This is a genomic window from Streptomyces sp. AcH 505 (genome assembly GCF_000818175.1).
Classification (GTDB): Bacteria; Actinomycetota; Actinomycetes; order Streptomycetales; family Streptomycetaceae; genus Streptomyces.
Window position 1 is genome coordinate 1,067,673 of sequence record NZ_JTIY01000002.1, and the last position, 15,623, is coordinate 1,083,295.

Sequence of the window (15,623 nt, forward strand, 5' to 3'; positions counted from 1 at the left end):
CGGTGTTCCTGCCGAAACGGGGCAGTCACTCGGTCGGCGTGCATCGCAGCTTCGTCCCCGCGTCCGGCCGTACCATCAACGGCCAGCAAGGGGTGGGGATATTCCTCGCCACGGACAGGGGGGCTTTCGCAGCCGACTGGCGCCTCGTGCTCCCACCGGACTGGACGGACGACCCCGCACAGCGTCAGCGGGCCCGGATCCCGGACGCCGTACGCGCACAGTCCGTGCACGACTGCGTTCTGGACCTCGTACGGGCCCTGGACGCAGAGGTCCAGCACACCAAGGTCCCGGTCATCGCGGACCTGGCGGGCCCCGCGAACCCGCTTCCCGTCCTGCGCGGTTTGAGCACACGGGATCAGGAGTTCATCATCGCGGTGCCGGCCGGCCTCCGGGTGGTGCCCGAGCGCAGCAGCCGGACCCCGGTCCCCGTCGGCGAATTACTGCGGCGAAGCGGACACCGCAAACTGCACGCGGCCTTCGAACGCAGGGACGGCCTCCCCATGCGCAGGGTGCGGGTCGCCTCGTCGACGGCCTGGCTCACCGGATCAGAACCCCATGCTCCGGACAGCGGGCACACGGTACTGCGCTTCTTCGCCACGCATCTGCCGACCGGACAGGGACGGATCTGGGTCACCAACGCCCTGCACCGTCGTATCGACGACCTGCTCGATCTCGTCCGCCTGCACCCGGGCGCCGCCGACGCCATCCGGACGATGAGCGACGAGCACGGGCTGCTCGACTTCGAAGGCCGCTCCTTCCCCGGCTGGCACCACCATATGACGCTGGTCTCCGCGGCTCATGCCTACCGGCGGCTGGGCCAGGCGCTGGGCGATCCGCAGATCCGTCACCCGCGGCCCAGACCGGCCGCCTGACCCGAAATCAGTCAGACCCCTTGACCGCCCACCTCGCCACCGCTGTTCCCGGCATCGAGCCGGCTGGCTCCGCCGGGTCAGCTGCGGGCGGTGGCCAGCAGGGTGAAAGCGGCGATGATGACGGCGACACGGACGTAGTGGAAGCGGAGCCAGCGGTTCAGTTGCTCCTTCCAGTCGTCGGGCCGGTTCTCCGGGGTCCATGTCTTGCCCTGGTTGTTGATCGGGACGAGCAGCAGGATCGACATGATCACGCTGAGTATCAGCAGCGCGCCGGCGGTGACGACGAGGCCGGCGCCGTGGTGGTGCCGTCCGGTGACGGCCCAGGCCGCGACGAGGACGACCGAGCCGATGTACCAGACCGGCATCACGGCGCCGAGCATCCGGCCCCCGTGGGCGTGGGCGAGTTGGCCGCTGTCGTCGGGGAGTGCGTTGAAGATCGGGTTCATGACGAAGGCGACGGTGAACTCCACCCCCACCATCACGCCGACGACCACGATGGTGACGACCTCAAGTGCGTTGAACATGACGACCCTCTCGACATCTAGTGGTGCTAGCTGTTGAGGCAACGCTAGTACTGTTGCCGCTTGATTGTCTAGCGGTGCTAGGATCGGATCATGTCGGTACAGGAACGCAAGGAGCGCGAACGGGCGGCCCGCGAGCGTCTGATCGTGGCGACAGCCCGCGAACTCGCCGAGAAGCAGGGCTGGGACGCGGTCACCACGCGCCGGCTCGCCGAGCGCATCGAGTACAGCCAGCCCGTCCTCTACAGCCACTTCCGCGGCAAACGGGAGATCATCGGCGCCGTCGCCCTGGAGGGCGCCGCCGAGATGGCCGCGGCTGTACGTGCCGCCACCGCCGCCGCGGACAGCCCGCGCGAGCGGGTGTACTCCCTCGCCCGCGCCTACCTCGACTTCGCCAAGCGCAACCCGGCGGTCTACGACGCCATGTTCCAGCTCGACGGCGGTCTCCCGTACGCACAGGAGGACACCCCGGAACCTCTCAAGGACGCCTTCGCCGCACTCCTGGAATGCCTCGCCGAGGTCGCAGGGGACGGCGTGGACCCGGGGCTGTTCACCGAGGTGTTCTGGGCGTCCCTGCACGGGGTGGCGACCCTGACCCGGTCGGGACGGCTACCGCCGGCGGAAACCGACCGGAGGGTGGAGCTGCTGGTGGACCGGCTGGCCATGGTCTGACCCATCGCCCGGCGGGCACACGGCCAAGGTCTCGGACCTTGAGCTGCTGGCCTTGCTCGACGGCCGCGTATCCGGGCGGTGCCGCAGTCAGTTCGGGATCGCCGGAGACGCGGTCTCGATCGTGCGGCGCTTGACGAGCAACACGACGATCAGGACGACTTTGAGGAGGGCGACGAGGACCATGCCCAAGGACGCCTGAGGTTCGTCTCCCACGAGGTTGGAGATCAGGCTGGTGTCCCAGAGCCCGTGGACGAGTATCGGCAGCAGGATGACACCGCCGACGCGCAGGCGCGGGTAGAAGAAGTAGCCCGAGGTGGACATGACGAGAGCCTGCACGAGGGCCTGCGCGCCCTGGCCGAAGGCGTCGCTGACGTGCACGAGTCCGAAGACGAGCGAGGAATACAGGGCGACCTTGCTCTCGGTGAGTCCGGCCCGCTGGAAGACATGGACGCCGATGCCCCGGAACATGAGTTCTTCGCCGACGCCGACGAACACCCCGAGCAGCAGCAGGCACGCCATAAGCGAAGCGCTCTGGTCGGCGAGGTGCCCGTAGTTGAGGCCGACCAGGGCGACGGCGATCATCGAGATCGGTACCCGGCGCGTCCAGCGCCGCACGGGCGCACGGTAGTGCAGGACCTCGCTCCACCAGCCGAACAGACATCCCGGGCAGCCGCTTACCCGGCAGGACCGGCGCACGTCCGACCCCAATAGAGTGGTGGCTCCAGAATTTGGTAAATTGATGGTATGGAGAGCCGTACCGCCACGCAGCGCCTGACCCCCAAGGGGCGGGCGACCCGGGACCGTATCGTGGCCGCCGCGGCCCAGCTGATGTTCGAGCGGGGTGTGGCGGGGACCAGTACCGAAGACGTGCAGAAGGCGGCCGGTGTCACCAGCCCGTCGCAGATCTACCACTACTTCGGCGACAAGAAGACGCTGGTCCAGGCCGTCATCACGTACCAGACCGAGTACGTGCTCGCCTTCCAGCGACCGCTGCTCAGCCGGCTGGACAGCTTCGAGGCGCTGGAGGCGTGGCGGGACGCCATCATCCAGGCGCAGCAGGCGAACGGCTGCGAGGGTGGCTGCCCGATCGGGTCGCTGTCCGTGGAGCTCTCCGACCGCGACCCACAGGCCCGCGCCCAGCTCGCCGCGGGCTACGCCGAGTGGCAGGACGCGATCCAGGCGGGGCTCCAGGAGATGCAGAACCGGGGCGAGTTGGGCCCCGACGCCGACCCGGAGCAGCTGGCGCTGGCCACGCTCACCGCGTTGCAGGGCGGTCTGCTGATGACCCAGGCCCGCCGCGACACGATCGCACTGGACGCCGTCCTGACCGCGATGATCGAGCGGATCCGCTGTCACGCCGTGAGCTGAGCCGTTCGCCGGTGAAGCAGGCCGGTTGAGCCGCGGCGCGAGCCGAAGCGACCCCCTGAACGTTTGACACCGTCTCTGCGGCGACTAAAAATAGAGGGAGCACTCTAAAAACTCGGAAGAAGGCAGCACGATGGAACTCAACGATCAGGTCGCACTCATCACCGGCGGCACCGCCGGCATCGGCCTCGAAGCCGCCCGCCTCTTCGTCAGGGCAGGCGCGACCGTCGTCATCTCCGGCCGTGACGCCGAGCGCGGCGCCAAGGCCGTCGCCGACATCGCACAGGGTCCCGGAACGGTTCGTTTCGTGGCCGCGGACCTCGCCGACCTGGAGTCGGTCGGTGCACTCGCCGAAGCGGCAGGACCGGTCGACATCCTGGTCAACAACGCCTCCGCCTTCCCGGTCGCGCCGACCGTCGAGCAGGACGTCGCCGGCTTCCAGCGGATGTTCGACACGAACGTGCGGGGCACGTACTTCCTGACCGCGGCGCTCGTGCCCGCCATGCTGGCCAAGGGCAGCGGAAGCATCGTCAACGTCACCACCATGGCCGCCTCGATGGGCGTCCCCGGCGCCTCCGGCTACAGCGCCACGAAGGCCGCCCTCGCGTCCTTCACCCGCACCTGGGCCGCGGAGTTCGGCCCGCAGGGCGTGCGGGTCAACAGCGTCGCCCCCGGCCCGACCATCACCGCAGGCGTCCTCGCCGAGTGGGGCGACGGTGTCGCCGAGCTCGGCAAGGGCCTCCCACTGCGCCGTACCGCCAACCCCCTTGAGATCGCCGAGGCCATCTACTTCCTCGCCTCACCCCGCTCCAGCTACGTCACGGGCTCCACCCTCGCCGCCGACGGTGGCGGCACCGCCGTTTGAGGGACGCGCCCGGACACTCATGGGAACGGAGAGCCGCAGCGGGCGGTGAGGATCCACACTGCTGTCAGCACCCTGCCGCAGGGCACGTCACGGCGGTACCAGCGCCTGCTGCGGGTGCTCCGTCAACCGACGACGTTCGACAACTCTCAAGGTGGACACCATGACCGTCACGGTCGGACTTCTCGTACAGCTGGAAGCAAAGCCCGGCAAGGAAGACGAACTCGCCTCGTTCCTCGAAGCGGGTCGCGCGCTCGCGATGCAGGAGTCAGGGACGGTGACCTGGTACGCGTTCCGTACGGGCCTGAGCGGGTTCGGCATCTTCGACACGTTCGAGACCGAGGACGGCCGACAGGCACACCTCGCCGGTGAAATCGCCAAGGCGCTGGGCGAAGCAGCTCCCGATCTGCTCGCTCGGAATCCTGAGATCACGTCCGTCGACGTGCTCGCCGTGAAGTAGCCGAGCCGATACCGGGCCTGGCGCACGTCAAGCCGCGCGTCGAGCCGCAGGTCAGGTCTTACGAAACGCGAACGTGGGGGCGGCGCGGCCGTTGCGGCGGTAAGAGTGGCGTCGCGGTGGCTGCTAAGTGGTCGTTCTCTTCGACCACCGCACACCACCAGGAGCTCTCATGCGTTTCCCCGTTCGCACTGTCCGCACGGCCGCGGTCGGCATGTCGGTCGCCGCGGCCGCCCTCGTCGCGACGCCGGCTTCTGCTTTGGCTTCCGGGCATCCGTCGCAGGACCGGTCGGGCGCTCCCGTGTTCGTACAGACCGACAACACCGACGGCAACGCGGTCGTCGCGTACCGGCGGCACGCCGACGGCACGCTCTCCGCGGCCGGCACCTACCGCACCGGCGGGAAGGGAGGGGTACTTGAGGGCTCGGCCGTGGATCACCTCGCCTCGCAGGGCTCGTTGACGTACGACCAACGCCAGCACCTGCTGTACGCGGTCAACGCGGGCAGCGACACCGTGACGGTGTTCGCCGTACACGGTGAGCGGCTGGACCGGGTGCAAGTCATCTCGTCCGGCGGTGAGTTCCCCGTCAGCATCGCGGTCCACGGCGATCAGGTCTTCGTGGCCAACGCGCTGGACGGCGGGTCGATCCAGGGATATGTGCGCGTCGGCAACCGGCTGTTGAAGGTCTCGTCCTGGCACCGGGCGCTCGGCCTCGACCCGGAAGCGGCACCGCAGTTCACCAACACCCCCGGACAGATCTCCTTCACACCCGACGGCTCGAAACTCGTCGTCACCACCAAGGCCAACGGCAACAGCATCGACGTGTTCCCGCTGAGCCGGCTGGGTGCCCCTTCGGCCGAGCCGGTGGTGAACGTCGAGGCGGGCACAGTGCCGTTCGGCTTCACGTTCGACGCCGAAGGTCGGCTCGTGGTCACCCAGGCAGGGCCCAACGCCGTCGCGACCTACCGCGTCGGGCGCGACGGCAAGGTCACGGCCGTGGACCAGCAGGCCACCGGCCAGATGGCGACCTGCTGGGTCGTCCGGGTCGGTGACCGGCTGTACGCGTCGAACGCGGGCAGCGGCAGTCTCTCCGGTTTCCGCGACGAGCACGGCGCGCTGACCGCACTGGGCGACACCGCCACCGACGGCGGCACGGTCGACACCGCCGCCTCGTCGGACGGCCGCTACCTGTACGCGCAGACCGGCAAGGACGGGAACATCGACGCGTTCCGGGTCGGCCGCGACGGCTCGCTCACGGCGATCGGCTCCGTCAACGTACCGGGCGCCGTGGGCGGCGAAGGGATCGTCGCGCTCTGACGCCGCGCCGTTCATCGACGGCCGGCGGCCACCTCGACGAGGAATCCGCCGGAGGCGACCACTTCGGCGCCGCCGGGCAGAACCGCCGGTGCCACGGGGCGCCGCGCAACACAATGACCACCGGTCCGCATCACGCGGACCGTACGTAGCTCCGCGGCGTCGGCGGCTCCTGCCGCCCGCGCCGCGGCCCCCGCCGTGCCGGGACACCGACCCGCGCGGCTCACCCGACCGACAGGAGATCCTGATGAATGACGCTCTGCACCCCGGGGACGCCTTCCCGTCCCTCACCGTCACCGTGCCCGGCGGTGAGAAGGTGGAGCTGCCCGAAGCCCTGAGTGGACAGTTCGGCGTGGTGCTCTTCTACCGGGGGTCCTGGTGCCCCTACTGCAACGCCCAGTTGCGGGCCTTCCAGCGTGCCCAGGAGACGCTGAACGAGCTCGGCGTGAAGGTCGTCGCGCTCTCCGTCGACGACGAGGACACCACCCGCGCGCTGGTCGAGAAGCACAAGCTGACGTTCCCTGTGGGGCACAGCGCCGACGCACGAGCCGTCGCCGCGGTCACGGGCGCCTTCGTCAACCCCGGCCCGGAATACCTCCAGTCCACCGGATTCGTCCTCGACCCGCAGGGGCAGGTCATCGTCGCCGTCTACTCCAACGGCGCCATAGGACGTCTCGTCCCCGAAGATGTCGCTGGCCTGATCAAGTACGTCAAGGAGCACGCGGCGAGCTGAACCACGGGCCCGCCGGAATACGGCCTGCCGGCGGGCCCGCAGTTCCGCGCGCGTCACAGTCCTGCGCGCGTCACAGTCCTGCGGCGAAGGTGACCGACCGCAGCAGCCCCTGGTAGTCCTCGGAGCACGGCCCGCACGCACGCAGATGTGCCTCCACGCCGGGCATCGCCTCGCTTCCGCCGGCGGCCAGTTCCGCGTATACATGCAGGGCTGCCATGGCCTGTCCGCATCCGACGTCCTCGGGGTCGGTGCGAAGGAGGTTGTCCAGTGTCGTGGTGTCGATCATGAGGGCCTCGCTGTGTCCGTGTCCAGGAACCCCTGGGCGACCAGCCGGTCGCGCAGTTTCCGCCGGGCGTCGAACATTGTCTTGTAGACGGCGTTGCGGTTGGTCCCCAGCCGGTCCACCAGCGCGTCGAGCGGCACCGCGTCGAGGACGAGCGCCGTGAAGATCCGGCGCTGGTGAGCGGTCAGAGTCTCGTCGACCGCTGTGCGCAGGGCTATGACCAGCGCCCGGGCCTCGGACTGGGCGGCCGGGTCGAGGCCGAGCCGATCGGGCAGCCGCTCCCAGTCCTCGCTTTCCAGTGCCACGGCGGCGGATCGTCAGAAATGCCGGCCGACCTTGGCCGACACCTCGAACACCACGAAAGTGAACGCCCAGGTGGTGAACTTGCTCTCGCCGCGGAACCGCCCCACCTTCCGGACGATCGCCAGGAGGGCGTCCGAGGCCGCCTGCTGGGCCAGGTCGTCCAGTTCGGGACCGGTGATGTTGTGACTGCCGCAGCGCCGCGCCAGCTCCGAGTGCGCGATCCGCAGCAGCACCTCATGGAGGCGGGTGCAGGCATCCTCGAAGACGCCGCCCTCCGACAGCAGCGCCCGCACCCACCACTCCGACTCCGGATCGAACGCGCGCCGCCCGGCCGCCGCCGGCCCCGATTCGGCGCCGAGGCCGTCCGGCGGACGATCTCCGTCACGTCCCGTTGTACCGAATGCATGCGATGTAATGGATGCCATATTCGCACCCTAGGGAAGTCGCAGCCCGCGGTCGCGGTGACGCGGGCGCACGTCAGGATTCCGTCATACGTGGCGCTGCATGGACCGCTCCCAGGTCCGCACCCAGGGTGACTACGTGTCCCGGTATGAAAGCCCGGCCCATTCCCACGCCCCGCGCGCCCTTCTCCCACCGTTCTCACACCCTCCTGCGGCACGGTCGGGCTTTCGGGATTCATTCGGTCACGCTGCCCAGGAGGAGAACCGTTGACCATCGCAGGTGTGCGCAGGAAAGCTCCGCTGTGGCTGGCCACGGCGGCCCTCGCGGCCGGCCTGGCCGGGTGCAGCGGGGACAGCGGCGGCGGCGCGCCGGACACGGACAGGGAGAGTCCGAGCGCCAGCGCGCAGCGTACGGATTCGGCCCAGTCACCGAACATCGTGTGGGTGCTGACCGACGACCTCTCGTCGGACCTGGTGACCTACATGCCCCACGTGAAGGCCATGCAGAAAAGCGGTCTGACCTTCTCCAACTACACGGTGACGGACTCGCTGTGCTGCCCGTCGCGTTCGTCGATCTTCACCGGTAAGTTCCCGCACAACACAGGGGTGTTCACCAATATGCCCCCGGACGGCGGCTTCGAGACCTTCCATGAGAAAGGGAACGAGGACAAGACCTTCGCCACCGCCCTCCAACAGCAGGGCTACCGGACCGCGATGATGGGCAAGTACCTCAACGGCTATCAGCCGGACATGACCGTGAACGGCAAGAACAACTACGTACCCCCGGGCTGGAACGAGTGGGACGTGGCCGGAAACGGCTACAAGGAGTACGACTACACACTCAACCAGAACGGCAGGACGGTCGACTACGGGCACGACCCGGCCGACTACCTGACCGATGTCGTCAGCGCAAAGGGCCAGGAGTTCATCGAGAACTCGGTGAAGGCGAAGAAGCCCTTCGTGCTCGACATCTCCACGTTCGCGCCGCACGGCCCGGCCACCCCGGCCCCCGAGGACCAGGGCGCGTTCAAGGACCTGCCGCTCCCGAAGCCCCCGGCCTTCGACAAGACCCCGACCGACGCCCCGCAGTGGCTCAAGGACAAGAAGTCCTTCACTCCTCAGCAGATCACGAAAATCACCAAGACGTACCGCAAGCGCGTTCGCGCCGTGCAGGCGGTCGACCGCATGATCGGTGACCTCCAGGAGAAACTGAAGAAGGCAGACGTCTACGACAACACCGTCTTCGCCTTCGCCTCCGACAACGGCTTCCACATGGGTCAGTACCGCTTGATGCCGGGCAAACAGACGGCCTTCGACACCGACGTGAACGTACCCCTGGTCGTCACGGGACTGGGGGTCAAGCAGGGCGCCACGACCAAGGCGGTCGCCTCCAACATCGACATCTGCCCGACCTTCACCGAACTGGGCGGCGGCAAGCCCGACCCGGAGACCGACGGCCGCAGCCTGGTGCCCCTGCTGCACGGGGGAACTCCGGAAGACTGGCCGCAGACCGCGCTGGTGGAGCACCACGGGCCCAACACCTCTCCCCAGGACCCCGACAAGCCCGGTAAGGGCAGCGGCAATCCGCCGAGCTACGAGGCGCTGCGCACCGGCCGGTACACGTACGTCGAGTACAAGAACGGCTCTCACGAGTACTACGACCGCAGCAAGGACCGGGACATGCTGCACAACGTCTACGCCCAACTGTCCTCGGACACCAAGAAGAACCTCGCGTCCACGCTGCTGAAGCTCCAGGACTGCAAGGGCTCGGAAGAGTGCACCGCCGCGGCCCGAACCGACTGACCTCGGCCTGGTACGCGCCGTCCTGCCACCCCGATCGATTCCCACGGTTCTCACACCCGGCGCAGACGCGCGTGGAACCCCGTACCCGCAAACTCCCACCATGGGAAGGACACTTGACAGCCGGGCACACGTGACACGTCTGCTGCAACGCACGGGGTTCGACGCCGTGCCGGACGCCGTGGACGCCGCGCGGAAGGCCGGGTTCGAGGCCACGCTCGAACGCGTGCTGACCCCAACAGGAGCTGACCGGGGGGCCGATGCGACGCCCGCCCCTGAACCGGGCCCTCTGCCGGCGCGCAACTCCGAGACCCAGCAGAAGCGTGCACAGAAATCCGGGGACGGTACGGAACCGAAGAAACCCGGGGACGACCCCGTCCGCAAGCACTACCGCGAAGTTCTGCGGCAACAGCGCGAAGAACTCACCCAGTGGTGGCTGGAGCGCATGGTGGCCGCCGAGCATCCATGGGTGGAGAAGCGGACGCTGCTGTGGCACAACCACTGGGCCACGTCCATCCAGAAGGTCAAGTCCGCTGCGGCGATGCTGCAACAGAACGAAACGCTGCGGCGTCTGGGCGGAGGCGATTTCCGCGAGCTGGCCCGGGCCATGGTGGTCGACCCGGCGCTCATGGTGTGGCTGGACGCCGACGGCAGTGTCGCCGAGGCGCCGAACGAGAACCTCGGCCGGGAGCTGATGGAGCTCTTCGTGCTCGGGGTCGGCCACTACACCGAGTCCGACGTGCGCCAGGCAGCCGCCGCCCTCACCGGGTGGACCGTGGACCGGCGTGCCCATCCGTGGAAGGCCCACTTCAAGCCGCGCAGGCACGACCAGGGACAGCAGACCGTGGTGGGTGAGACGGCCGATTTCTCCGCGCGGACGCTCATCGACCACCTGGTGAGCCTGCCGGACTCGCACGGCCACGTGGCCACCCGCATGTGGGGCGCCCTGGTGAGCAACGAGAACAAGCCCTCGAAGACCGCACTGGCACGCGTCACGGCGGCCTACGGGCAACAGCGCGACACAAAGGCCATGTTCCGGGCGGTGTTCACCGACGAGGCGTTCGCCGACGCCGACAACGTACTGGTGAAACAGCCGGTCGAATACGTGGTGGGCAGTCTGCGGGCGCTGGGAGTACACCCTTCCGCACTGCCGCAGAAGGCTCGGAGGCAGTTGCTGACCCGCACCCTGACGGGTCTCGGCCAGACGCCGTTCGCACCGGACAGCGTGGGTGGTTGGCCCGCCGGCGCGGCATGGCTCACCACTGCCGCCGCCCAGGTGCGGATCACCTTCGCGCAGCAACTCGTACGCCACGCCGAGCTCGGCGACGTGGCCGCGGCCGCCACAACCGAGCGCCCGGATCTGCTGGCTCGCAAGCTCGGGGTCGGCGCCTGGAGCGCGGCCACACGCGAGGTGCTGCGAGCGGCCGCACACGATCCCCGCAAGGTGACGGCCGTCGCGCTGACCGCACCCGAACACCTCGTCCTGAGCTGAAGGAGAGAGCCCCATGGACACCTGGACGCGACGAAGGTTCCTCATCACGAGCGGTGTGGCCGGGGGAGTCGCGCTGGCCGCCGGAGCCACCGCCTGGGGCGTGGACGAATTGCTCGCCACCGGTTCCGGCGCCGCCGACAGTGACGCGGCGACGCTGGTGCTGGTCACCCTGTACGGAGGCAACGACGGCCTCAACACCCTGGTGCCCGCCGCCGATTCGCACTACCAGAGCCTGCGCGGCGATCTCGCCTACAGCGCGGACGAGGTGCTCCCCCTGGGCGACGGACTCGGCCTCAACCCGGGGATGAAGCGAATGAAGGAGCTGTGGGACGACAAGCAACTCGCGGTCGTACGCGGCGTGTCCTACCCCAAGCCGGATCACAGCCACTTCCGCTCGATGGCGATCTGGCAGACCGCGTCCCCGTCCGGTCCGCTCCCGTCGGGCTGGCTGGGCCGCTGGCTGGACCACGAGGGCGGCGCGAATCCGCTCATGGGCGTCTCCGTGGGCGCCACCCTGCCGCCGCTGATGGCCGGCGAGCGGACAGCGGGCGCGGCTGTCCGGCTGGGCGGCGCGAAACTGCCGGACGCCTGGCAGCGCACCTGCACCGAGCTGGCACACATCGACGACGACGCTCACCCGCTGCTGAAGCGGGCGGGTGCCTCGCTGGCCGACCTGACGAAGGTCACCTCGGCTTTCGGCGGTGCTCCGGACGCGGACCAGGACGGCGCCGGGGGGCCGAGCGACGACGACGCGACGAACGACGCGAGTTCCGCGGGCGGCCAGAGCGGGCTCGGCATGCAACTGGACGTGGTGGCCAGGGCGATCACGTCAGGCGTGCCCACTCGCGCGTACAGCGTGAGCCTCGGCGGCTTCGACACGCACGCCGCCGAGAAGACCACCCAGTCCCGCCTGCTCGGCCAACTCGACCACGAGCTGGGCGCGTTCCTCGACCGCGTCAGAAAGACGAAGGCAGGGCAGAAGGTCGTCGTCGCCGTCTACTCGGAGTTCGGCCGCCGCCCCAAGGCCAATGCCAACCAGGGCACCGACCACGGCACCGCCGGTCCGGTGTTCCTGCTCGGCGCACCGGTCAAGGGCGGCTTCTACGGTGACCAGCCGAGCCTCACGGACCTCACGGACGACGATCTGCGAGCGACGACCGACTTCCGCGACGTGTACGCCACCCTGCTGCGCGACGTCCTCGACACCGACCCGGCGAAGATCCTCGACGGCCACGACACGACGCTCGCCTTCCTGTGAAGCCGGCCCGGCTCCCGTGCGTCAGGGTGCGCCGCTGCGTCAGGGGGCCATGGGGAGCCGGACGGTCACACAGGTTCCCTCCCCGGGGGCGCTGGTGACCTCCACGCTCCCACCGTGTGCCTGGGCCACTGCCGCGACGATGGCCAGCCCCAGGCCGCTGCCGTCGCCGCTGTGCGCCGGGTCGGCGCGGTAGAAGCGGTCGAAGAGGCGCGGCAGTGCCTCGGCGGGGATCCCCGGACCCTCGTCGGCGACGGCGAGGATCACGTCCGGCCTGCCGTTGCCCGGCGCGGCCGGACCGCCGGCGCGTACCGTCACCTGTGCCGCTGTCCCGGACGGCGTGTGGTTGCGTATGTTCGCCAGCAGGTTGTCGACCACACGCCGCAGGTGCTCGCCGTCGCCGTGCACCCGCACACTGCCGTCGGCCCGCACCGTCACGGGGCTGCGCGGTGCCACGACGCGTGCGGCGGACACGGCCTCGCCCACGATTCCGACCAGGTCCACGGAGTTGCGGCCGCGGACAGGGACGCTGTCGAGCCGGGCGAGCAACAGCAGGTCGTCGACGAGTCGTTGCATGCGCAGGGCCTCTGTGGTGATGCCGTTCATCACCCGCTCCCGCTGCTCGGGGCGGGCGAGCGCACCCTGGTGGTGCAGATCGGCGTAGCCGAGCACGGCGGTGACGGGCGTGCGCAGTTCGTGTGAGGCGTCCGCGACGAACCGGCGCAGCCGATCCTGGGTGTTCCGCTCGGCGGCCAGCATCGTGTTCAGGGCGAGGCCGAGCCGCCCGACCTCCGTGTTGTCATCGGCGGGTGCGACACGGTCGGCACGGTCACCGGACGCGATGCCGTCCGCGTCCCTGGCCATCGACTCCAGCGGCCGCAGACCGCGACGCAGGACCCACAGCCCCGCACCAGCGAGGAGCGCCAGCACACTGCCGGTCGCCACCGCCTCGACGATCAGCACCTGCCGCAGCGTCCCCTGGACCTGGTCCAGGGGCGCGGCGGCGATCAGCGTGCCACGGCCGGGGACCCGCTGCACCAGCAGCCGGTAATCGGGGCCGTCCGGCGACACCGGCCCCACCGTGACCGGGTCGGTGCCACGGGCAGCGGACAGCGGATCCGGCAGGCGCGGCGCGGCATCGTCCGGGTCCCGCAACTGCGGTACGAGATCGCGCACGCTCCCGTCGGGCCTGCGCAGCTGGAGGTAGAACTCCGAGGCACCGAGCAGCCGGACGTCGCTGCCGAGCGTTCCCCCAGGACCGGTCTGTGCGAGTTGCTGGGCCACCCGCTGGCGCACCGCGCGCAGGGTGACATCGGTGCGGTGCGTCATGTCGTTCCGCAGTGCGCCGAACACCACTGCGTCCAGGGCGAGCAGGGCCGCCGCCGCGAGGGTGAGCAGTGCCAGCAGAAGCCGGCCCCGCAGCGAACGGGGCCGCAGCGAACGAGGCGGCAGGGAGCGGCGTTCGGATGCCGTCCGACTCACGGGGTCGCCTGCTCGCGGAGTATGTAGCCGACGCCCCGCCGGGTCTCGATCATCCCCGGGCCCAGCGCGTCGAGTTTGCGACGCAGATAGGAGATGTAGGTCTTCAGCACCCCGTGATCGCCCTCACCGAAGTCCCACACAAGCTCAAGGAGTTGATCGTGTGTCAGGACGCGGTTCCGGTTCAGCAGCAGATGGTGGAGCAACCGGTATTCGGTGGGGGAGAGCTCCACCCGCACCCCACCCCGGCGTACTTCGTAGGTCTCGGTGTTCATCTCCAGATCCCCGCAGACGAGGAGTTGGGTCGAGGCGGTGCTCTCACCCCGCCGCAGCACGGCACGCACCCGCGCGGCGACCTCGGCGAGCCGGAACGGCTTCGTGATGTAGTCGTCGGCACCCAGATCGAGTCCGCCCACGATGTCCTGGCCGCTCTCGCGAGCGGTCAGGAAGATCACCGGCGTTGCCGAGCCGGCCGCCCGCACCCGGCGCACCACCTCGAAACCGTCGATGTCGGGAAGCATCACGTCGAGCAGCACGAGATGGGGGGCGTGCTCCCGGATCGCCGTCAGGGCCGCCCTGCCGGTCGCCGCCTGCGACACCTCGTACCCGAGGAACTGCAGCGACGTGGCCAGGACGTCCAGGATGGCCGGCTCGTCCTCGACGACGAGCAGCCGCGTACCGGGCGGGACGTCTGATGCGTTCATGCCCGCATCCTGGCATCGTCCCCCTCCCGCAGGCACCGTGGCCCCGGGATGGGACCGTCCCTCTCGTCCTGCACGGGGTGGCTTCAGGCGGTCTTGTTACGAGAGGCAGGGGACATGTGCATGCCGTAGCGGGCCCACAGGGTGCGTTGTACGAGCAGGGTGAGGGTGCCGGCGATGAGCATCCCCGCCAGGTTGATCCCGAGTTGTTCGAACGACGCGCCGACCTCGTGCCAGTGCGCCAGCGCGACGGCCACGGCGATGTTGCCCGCGGCGGGAACGGTGGTGACGGAGATGAAGACGCCGATCAATGCGGACGATTTCCCGGCCGTCAGGGAGAGGATCCCCGCTACCCCCGCCAGTACGGCGACGATGAACGACCACTTGTCCGGGTGGATGATGAAGTCGGTCAGGGGACGGTCGTCCAGCATGCCTGGCGTGATCCAGCCCAGCAGCCGGCTGACGGACGTACACGCCAGCGTGATCGCGATGGCCACGGTGAAGCCGATCACGAGTGCCCGTACGGCCGCGCCGATCAGCCGCCGGTCGCCTCGCAGCAGTCCGAAGCAGATGGCCGCCACGGGGCCGAACTCCGGGCCGAGGACCATCGCTCCGACGATGAGGATGGGCTGGTCCAGCAGGGCGCCGATGGCCGCGATCTGAGTCGCGAGGGCGAGGAAGGCCAGGAAGCCCCAGGTGACGCGGGTATCGGTGGCGGTACGGGCCGCCAGCTCCTTCCAGACGACCGCGTCGTCCGGGTCTCCGGGGGCTACTTCCTCGGCCACCTCGGACGCCGTGGAGATGGACAGGTCCAGTTGTTCGACGGTGATGGCGCCGGTGTCCTTGAGGCCGAGGGCACTCAGCTGGTCGAGTACCCCGTTGGCGGCCTCCCGGGCGACGTCGAACTCCACGAAGTCGCCCTTGGGCGCGTGGGCGGCACCAAGCATCTTGATCACGTTGACGATCGCCGGATGGTCGTCGGCGATCCGCAGCACCTCGTCGGTACTGACGGCAGGACTGATCACACGTACATGCAGCACGCGGGCCATTGTGCCGTCACCGGTGCCCGTGCCGGACGCCGGTACGGCCGAACGCCGGTAGCGGATCGGTAG

General features: G+C 69.3%; 18 protein-coding genes. 10 read left to right on the forward strand and 8 right to left on the reverse strand.

Annotation, left to right across the window (positions count from 1 at the left end):
• Positions 1-872 (forward strand): transposase (locus HY68_RS44385; RefSeq protein WP_041999551.1); only part of this gene is annotated, 872 nt, incomplete at its 5' end.
• Between the two features lie 77 nt (positions 873-949).
• Here the strand turns inward: HY68_RS44385 and HY68_RS34755 are convergent.
• Complete coding sequence (locus HY68_RS34755; protein ID WP_041999554.1) at positions 950-1,396, reverse strand: DUF1772 domain-containing protein; 447 nt, start codon at positions 1,394-1,396, stop codon at positions 950-952.
• A 90-nt stretch (positions 1,397-1,486) separates the two neighbouring features.
• Between HY68_RS34755 and HY68_RS34760 the strand changes: the two genes are divergently transcribed.
• On the forward strand, positions 1,487-2,065 hold the full coding sequence (locus HY68_RS34760; RefSeq protein ID WP_041999555.1) for a TetR/AcrR family transcriptional regulator: 579 nt from the start codon (positions 1,487-1,489) through the stop codon (positions 2,063-2,065).
• 87 nt (positions 2,066-2,152) lie between these two features.
• Here the strand turns inward: HY68_RS34760 and HY68_RS34765 are convergent, their stop codons facing one another.
• Positions 2,153-2,680, reverse strand: a complete 528-nt coding sequence (locus HY68_RS34765; RefSeq protein ID WP_241778854.1) for a CPBP family intramembrane glutamic endopeptidase — start codon at positions 2,678-2,680, stop codon at positions 2,153-2,155.
• Between the two features lie 129 nt (positions 2,681-2,809).
• Between HY68_RS34765 and HY68_RS34770 the strand changes: the two genes are divergently transcribed.
• The 5 genes from HY68_RS34770 to HY68_RS34790 all read left to right on the forward strand — a co-directional run bounded on the left by HY68_RS34770 (position 2,810) and on the right by HY68_RS34790 (position 6,797).
• The gene (locus HY68_RS34770; protein WP_041999560.1) at positions 2,810-3,433 is read left to right on the forward strand and encodes a TetR/AcrR family transcriptional regulator; all 624 of its coding nucleotides are present in this window, start codon (positions 2,810-2,812) and stop codon (positions 3,431-3,433) included.
• A 130-nt stretch (positions 3,434-3,563) separates the two neighbouring features.
• Positions 3,564-4,295: an SDR family oxidoreductase gene (locus HY68_RS34775; protein ID WP_041999563.1), complete on the forward strand. Its 732-nt coding sequence runs from the start codon at positions 3,564-3,566 to the stop codon at positions 4,293-4,295.
• A gap of 160 nt (positions 4,296-4,455) precedes the next feature.
• Complete coding sequence (locus HY68_RS34780) at positions 4,456-4,752, forward strand: antibiotic biosynthesis monooxygenase (RefSeq protein WP_041999566.1); 297 nt, start codon at positions 4,456-4,458, stop codon at positions 4,750-4,752.
• A 169-nt stretch (positions 4,753-4,921) separates the two neighbouring features.
• A complete protein-coding gene (locus HY68_RS34785) occupies positions 4,922-6,067 on the forward strand; it encodes a beta-propeller fold lactonase family protein (RefSeq protein WP_041999569.1) in 1,146 nt (381 codons plus the stop codon).
• 244 nt (positions 6,068-6,311) lie between these two features.
• Positions 6,312-6,797: a peroxiredoxin family protein gene (locus HY68_RS34790; RefSeq protein WP_041999571.1), complete on the forward strand. Its 486-nt coding sequence runs from the start codon at positions 6,312-6,314 to the stop codon at positions 6,795-6,797.
• Positions 6,798-6,867: 70 nt separating this feature from the next.
• Here HY68_RS34790 and HY68_RS34795 read toward each other — a convergent pair whose 3' ends face one another.
• The 3 genes from HY68_RS34795 to HY68_RS45880 are packed head-to-tail and all read right to left on the reverse strand — an operon-like array spanning position 6,868 to position 7,808.
• A complete protein-coding gene (locus HY68_RS34795; protein ID WP_041999574.1) occupies positions 6,868-7,083 on the reverse strand; it encodes a hypothetical protein in 216 nt (71 codons plus the stop codon).
• Positions 7,080-7,385: a hypothetical protein gene (locus HY68_RS45875; RefSeq protein ID WP_241778855.1), complete on the reverse strand. Its 306-nt coding sequence runs from the start codon at positions 7,383-7,385 to the stop codon at positions 7,080-7,082. Before HY68_RS45875 ends, HY68_RS34795 begins: the two co-directional genes overlap by 4 nt.
• Before the next feature lie 12 nt (positions 7,386-7,397).
• Complete coding sequence (locus HY68_RS45880) at positions 7,398-7,808, reverse strand: hypothetical protein (RefSeq protein ID WP_241778856.1); 411 nt, start codon at positions 7,806-7,808, stop codon at positions 7,398-7,400.
• Between the two features lie 243 nt (positions 7,809-8,051).
• Here HY68_RS45880 and HY68_RS34805 point away from each other — a divergent pair, with 243 nt between their 5' ends.
• From HY68_RS34805 to HY68_RS34815, 3 genes are all read left to right on the forward strand, one after another.
• Positions 8,052-9,587 (forward strand): sulfatase-like hydrolase/transferase, encoded by a 1,536-nt coding sequence (locus HY68_RS34805; protein ID WP_198533484.1) that lies wholly within the window; start codon positions 8,052-8,054, stop codon positions 9,585-9,587.
• A 100-nt stretch (positions 9,588-9,687) separates the two neighbouring features.
• Positions 9,688-11,076, forward strand: a complete 1,389-nt coding sequence (locus tag HY68_RS34810; RefSeq protein ID WP_041999576.1) for a DUF1800 domain-containing protein — start codon at positions 9,688-9,690, stop codon at positions 11,074-11,076.
• Between the two features lie 13 nt (positions 11,077-11,089).
• Positions 11,090-12,334 carry a DUF1501 domain-containing protein gene (locus HY68_RS34815; RefSeq protein ID WP_041999578.1) on the forward strand — a complete coding sequence of 415 codons (1,245 nt, stop codon included), beginning with the start codon at positions 11,090-11,092 and terminating at the stop codon, positions 12,332-12,334.
• Positions 12,335-12,373: 39 nt separating this feature from the next.
• Here the strand turns inward: HY68_RS34815 and HY68_RS34820 are convergent, their stop codons facing one another.
• The 3 genes from HY68_RS34820 to HY68_RS34830 all read right to left on the reverse strand — a co-directional run bounded on the left by HY68_RS34820 (position 12,374) and on the right by HY68_RS34830 (position 15,551).
• Positions 12,374-13,813: a HAMP domain-containing sensor histidine kinase gene (locus tag HY68_RS34820; RefSeq protein ID WP_241778857.1), complete on the reverse strand. Its 1,440-nt coding sequence runs from the start codon at positions 13,811-13,813 to the stop codon at positions 12,374-12,376.
• A complete protein-coding gene (locus HY68_RS34825) occupies positions 13,810-14,514 on the reverse strand; it encodes a response regulator transcription factor (RefSeq protein ID WP_041999581.1) in 705 nt (234 codons plus the stop codon). The genes HY68_RS34820 and HY68_RS34825 overlap by 4 nt, the downstream gene beginning before the upstream one ends.
• Positions 14,515-14,597: 83 nt before the next feature.
• On the reverse strand, positions 14,598-15,551 hold the full coding sequence (locus tag HY68_RS34830; RefSeq protein ID WP_042000773.1) for a DUF389 domain-containing protein: 954 nt from the start codon (positions 15,549-15,551) through the stop codon (positions 14,598-14,600).
• Positions 15,552-15,623 lie beyond the last annotated feature (72 nt).

What these genes read in the sequence shown, in the direction of transcription:
- HY68_RS34755 (WP_041999554.1), bottom strand. Translation starts at nt 1,396, where the DNA reads ATGTTCAACGCACTTGAGGTCGTCACCATCGTGGTCGTCGGCGTGATG.
- HY68_RS34760 (WP_041999555.1), top strand. Translation starts at nt 1,487, where the DNA reads ATGTCGGTACAGGAACGCAAGGAGCGCGAACGGGCGGCCCGCGAGCGT.
- HY68_RS34770 (WP_041999560.1), top strand. Translation starts at nt 2,810, where the DNA reads ATGGAGAGCCGTACCGCCACGCAGCGCCTGACCCCCAAGGGGCGGGCG.
- HY68_RS34775 (WP_041999563.1), top strand. Translation starts at nt 3,564, where the DNA reads ATGGAACTCAACGATCAGGTCGCACTCATCACCGGCGGCACCGCCGGC.
- HY68_RS34780 (WP_041999566.1), top strand. Translation starts at nt 4,456, where the DNA reads ATGACCGTCACGGTCGGACTTCTCGTACAGCTGGAAGCAAAGCCCGGC.
- HY68_RS34785 (WP_041999569.1), top strand. Translation starts at nt 4,922, where the DNA reads ATGCGTTTCCCCGTTCGCACTGTCCGCACGGCCGCGGTCGGCATGTCG.
- HY68_RS34790 (WP_041999571.1), top strand. Translation starts at nt 6,312, where the DNA reads ATGAATGACGCTCTGCACCCCGGGGACGCCTTCCCGTCCCTCACCGTC.
- HY68_RS34795 (WP_041999574.1), bottom strand. Translation starts at nt 7,083, where the DNA reads ATGATCGACACCACGACACTGGACAACCTCCTTCGCACCGACCCCGAG.
- HY68_RS45880 (WP_241778856.1), bottom strand. Translation starts at nt 7,808, where the DNA reads ATGGCATCCATTACATCGCATGCATTCGGTACAACGGGACGTGACGGA.
- HY68_RS34810 (WP_041999576.1), top strand. Translation starts at nt 9,688, where the DNA reads ATGGGAAGGACACTTGACAGCCGGGCACACGTGACACGTCTGCTGCAA.
- HY68_RS34815 (WP_041999578.1), top strand. Translation starts at nt 11,090, where the DNA reads ATGGACACCTGGACGCGACGAAGGTTCCTCATCACGAGCGGTGTGGCC.
- HY68_RS34825 (WP_041999581.1), bottom strand. Translation starts at nt 14,514, where the DNA reads ATGAACGCATCAGACGTCCCGCCCGGTACGCGGCTGCTCGTCGTCGAG.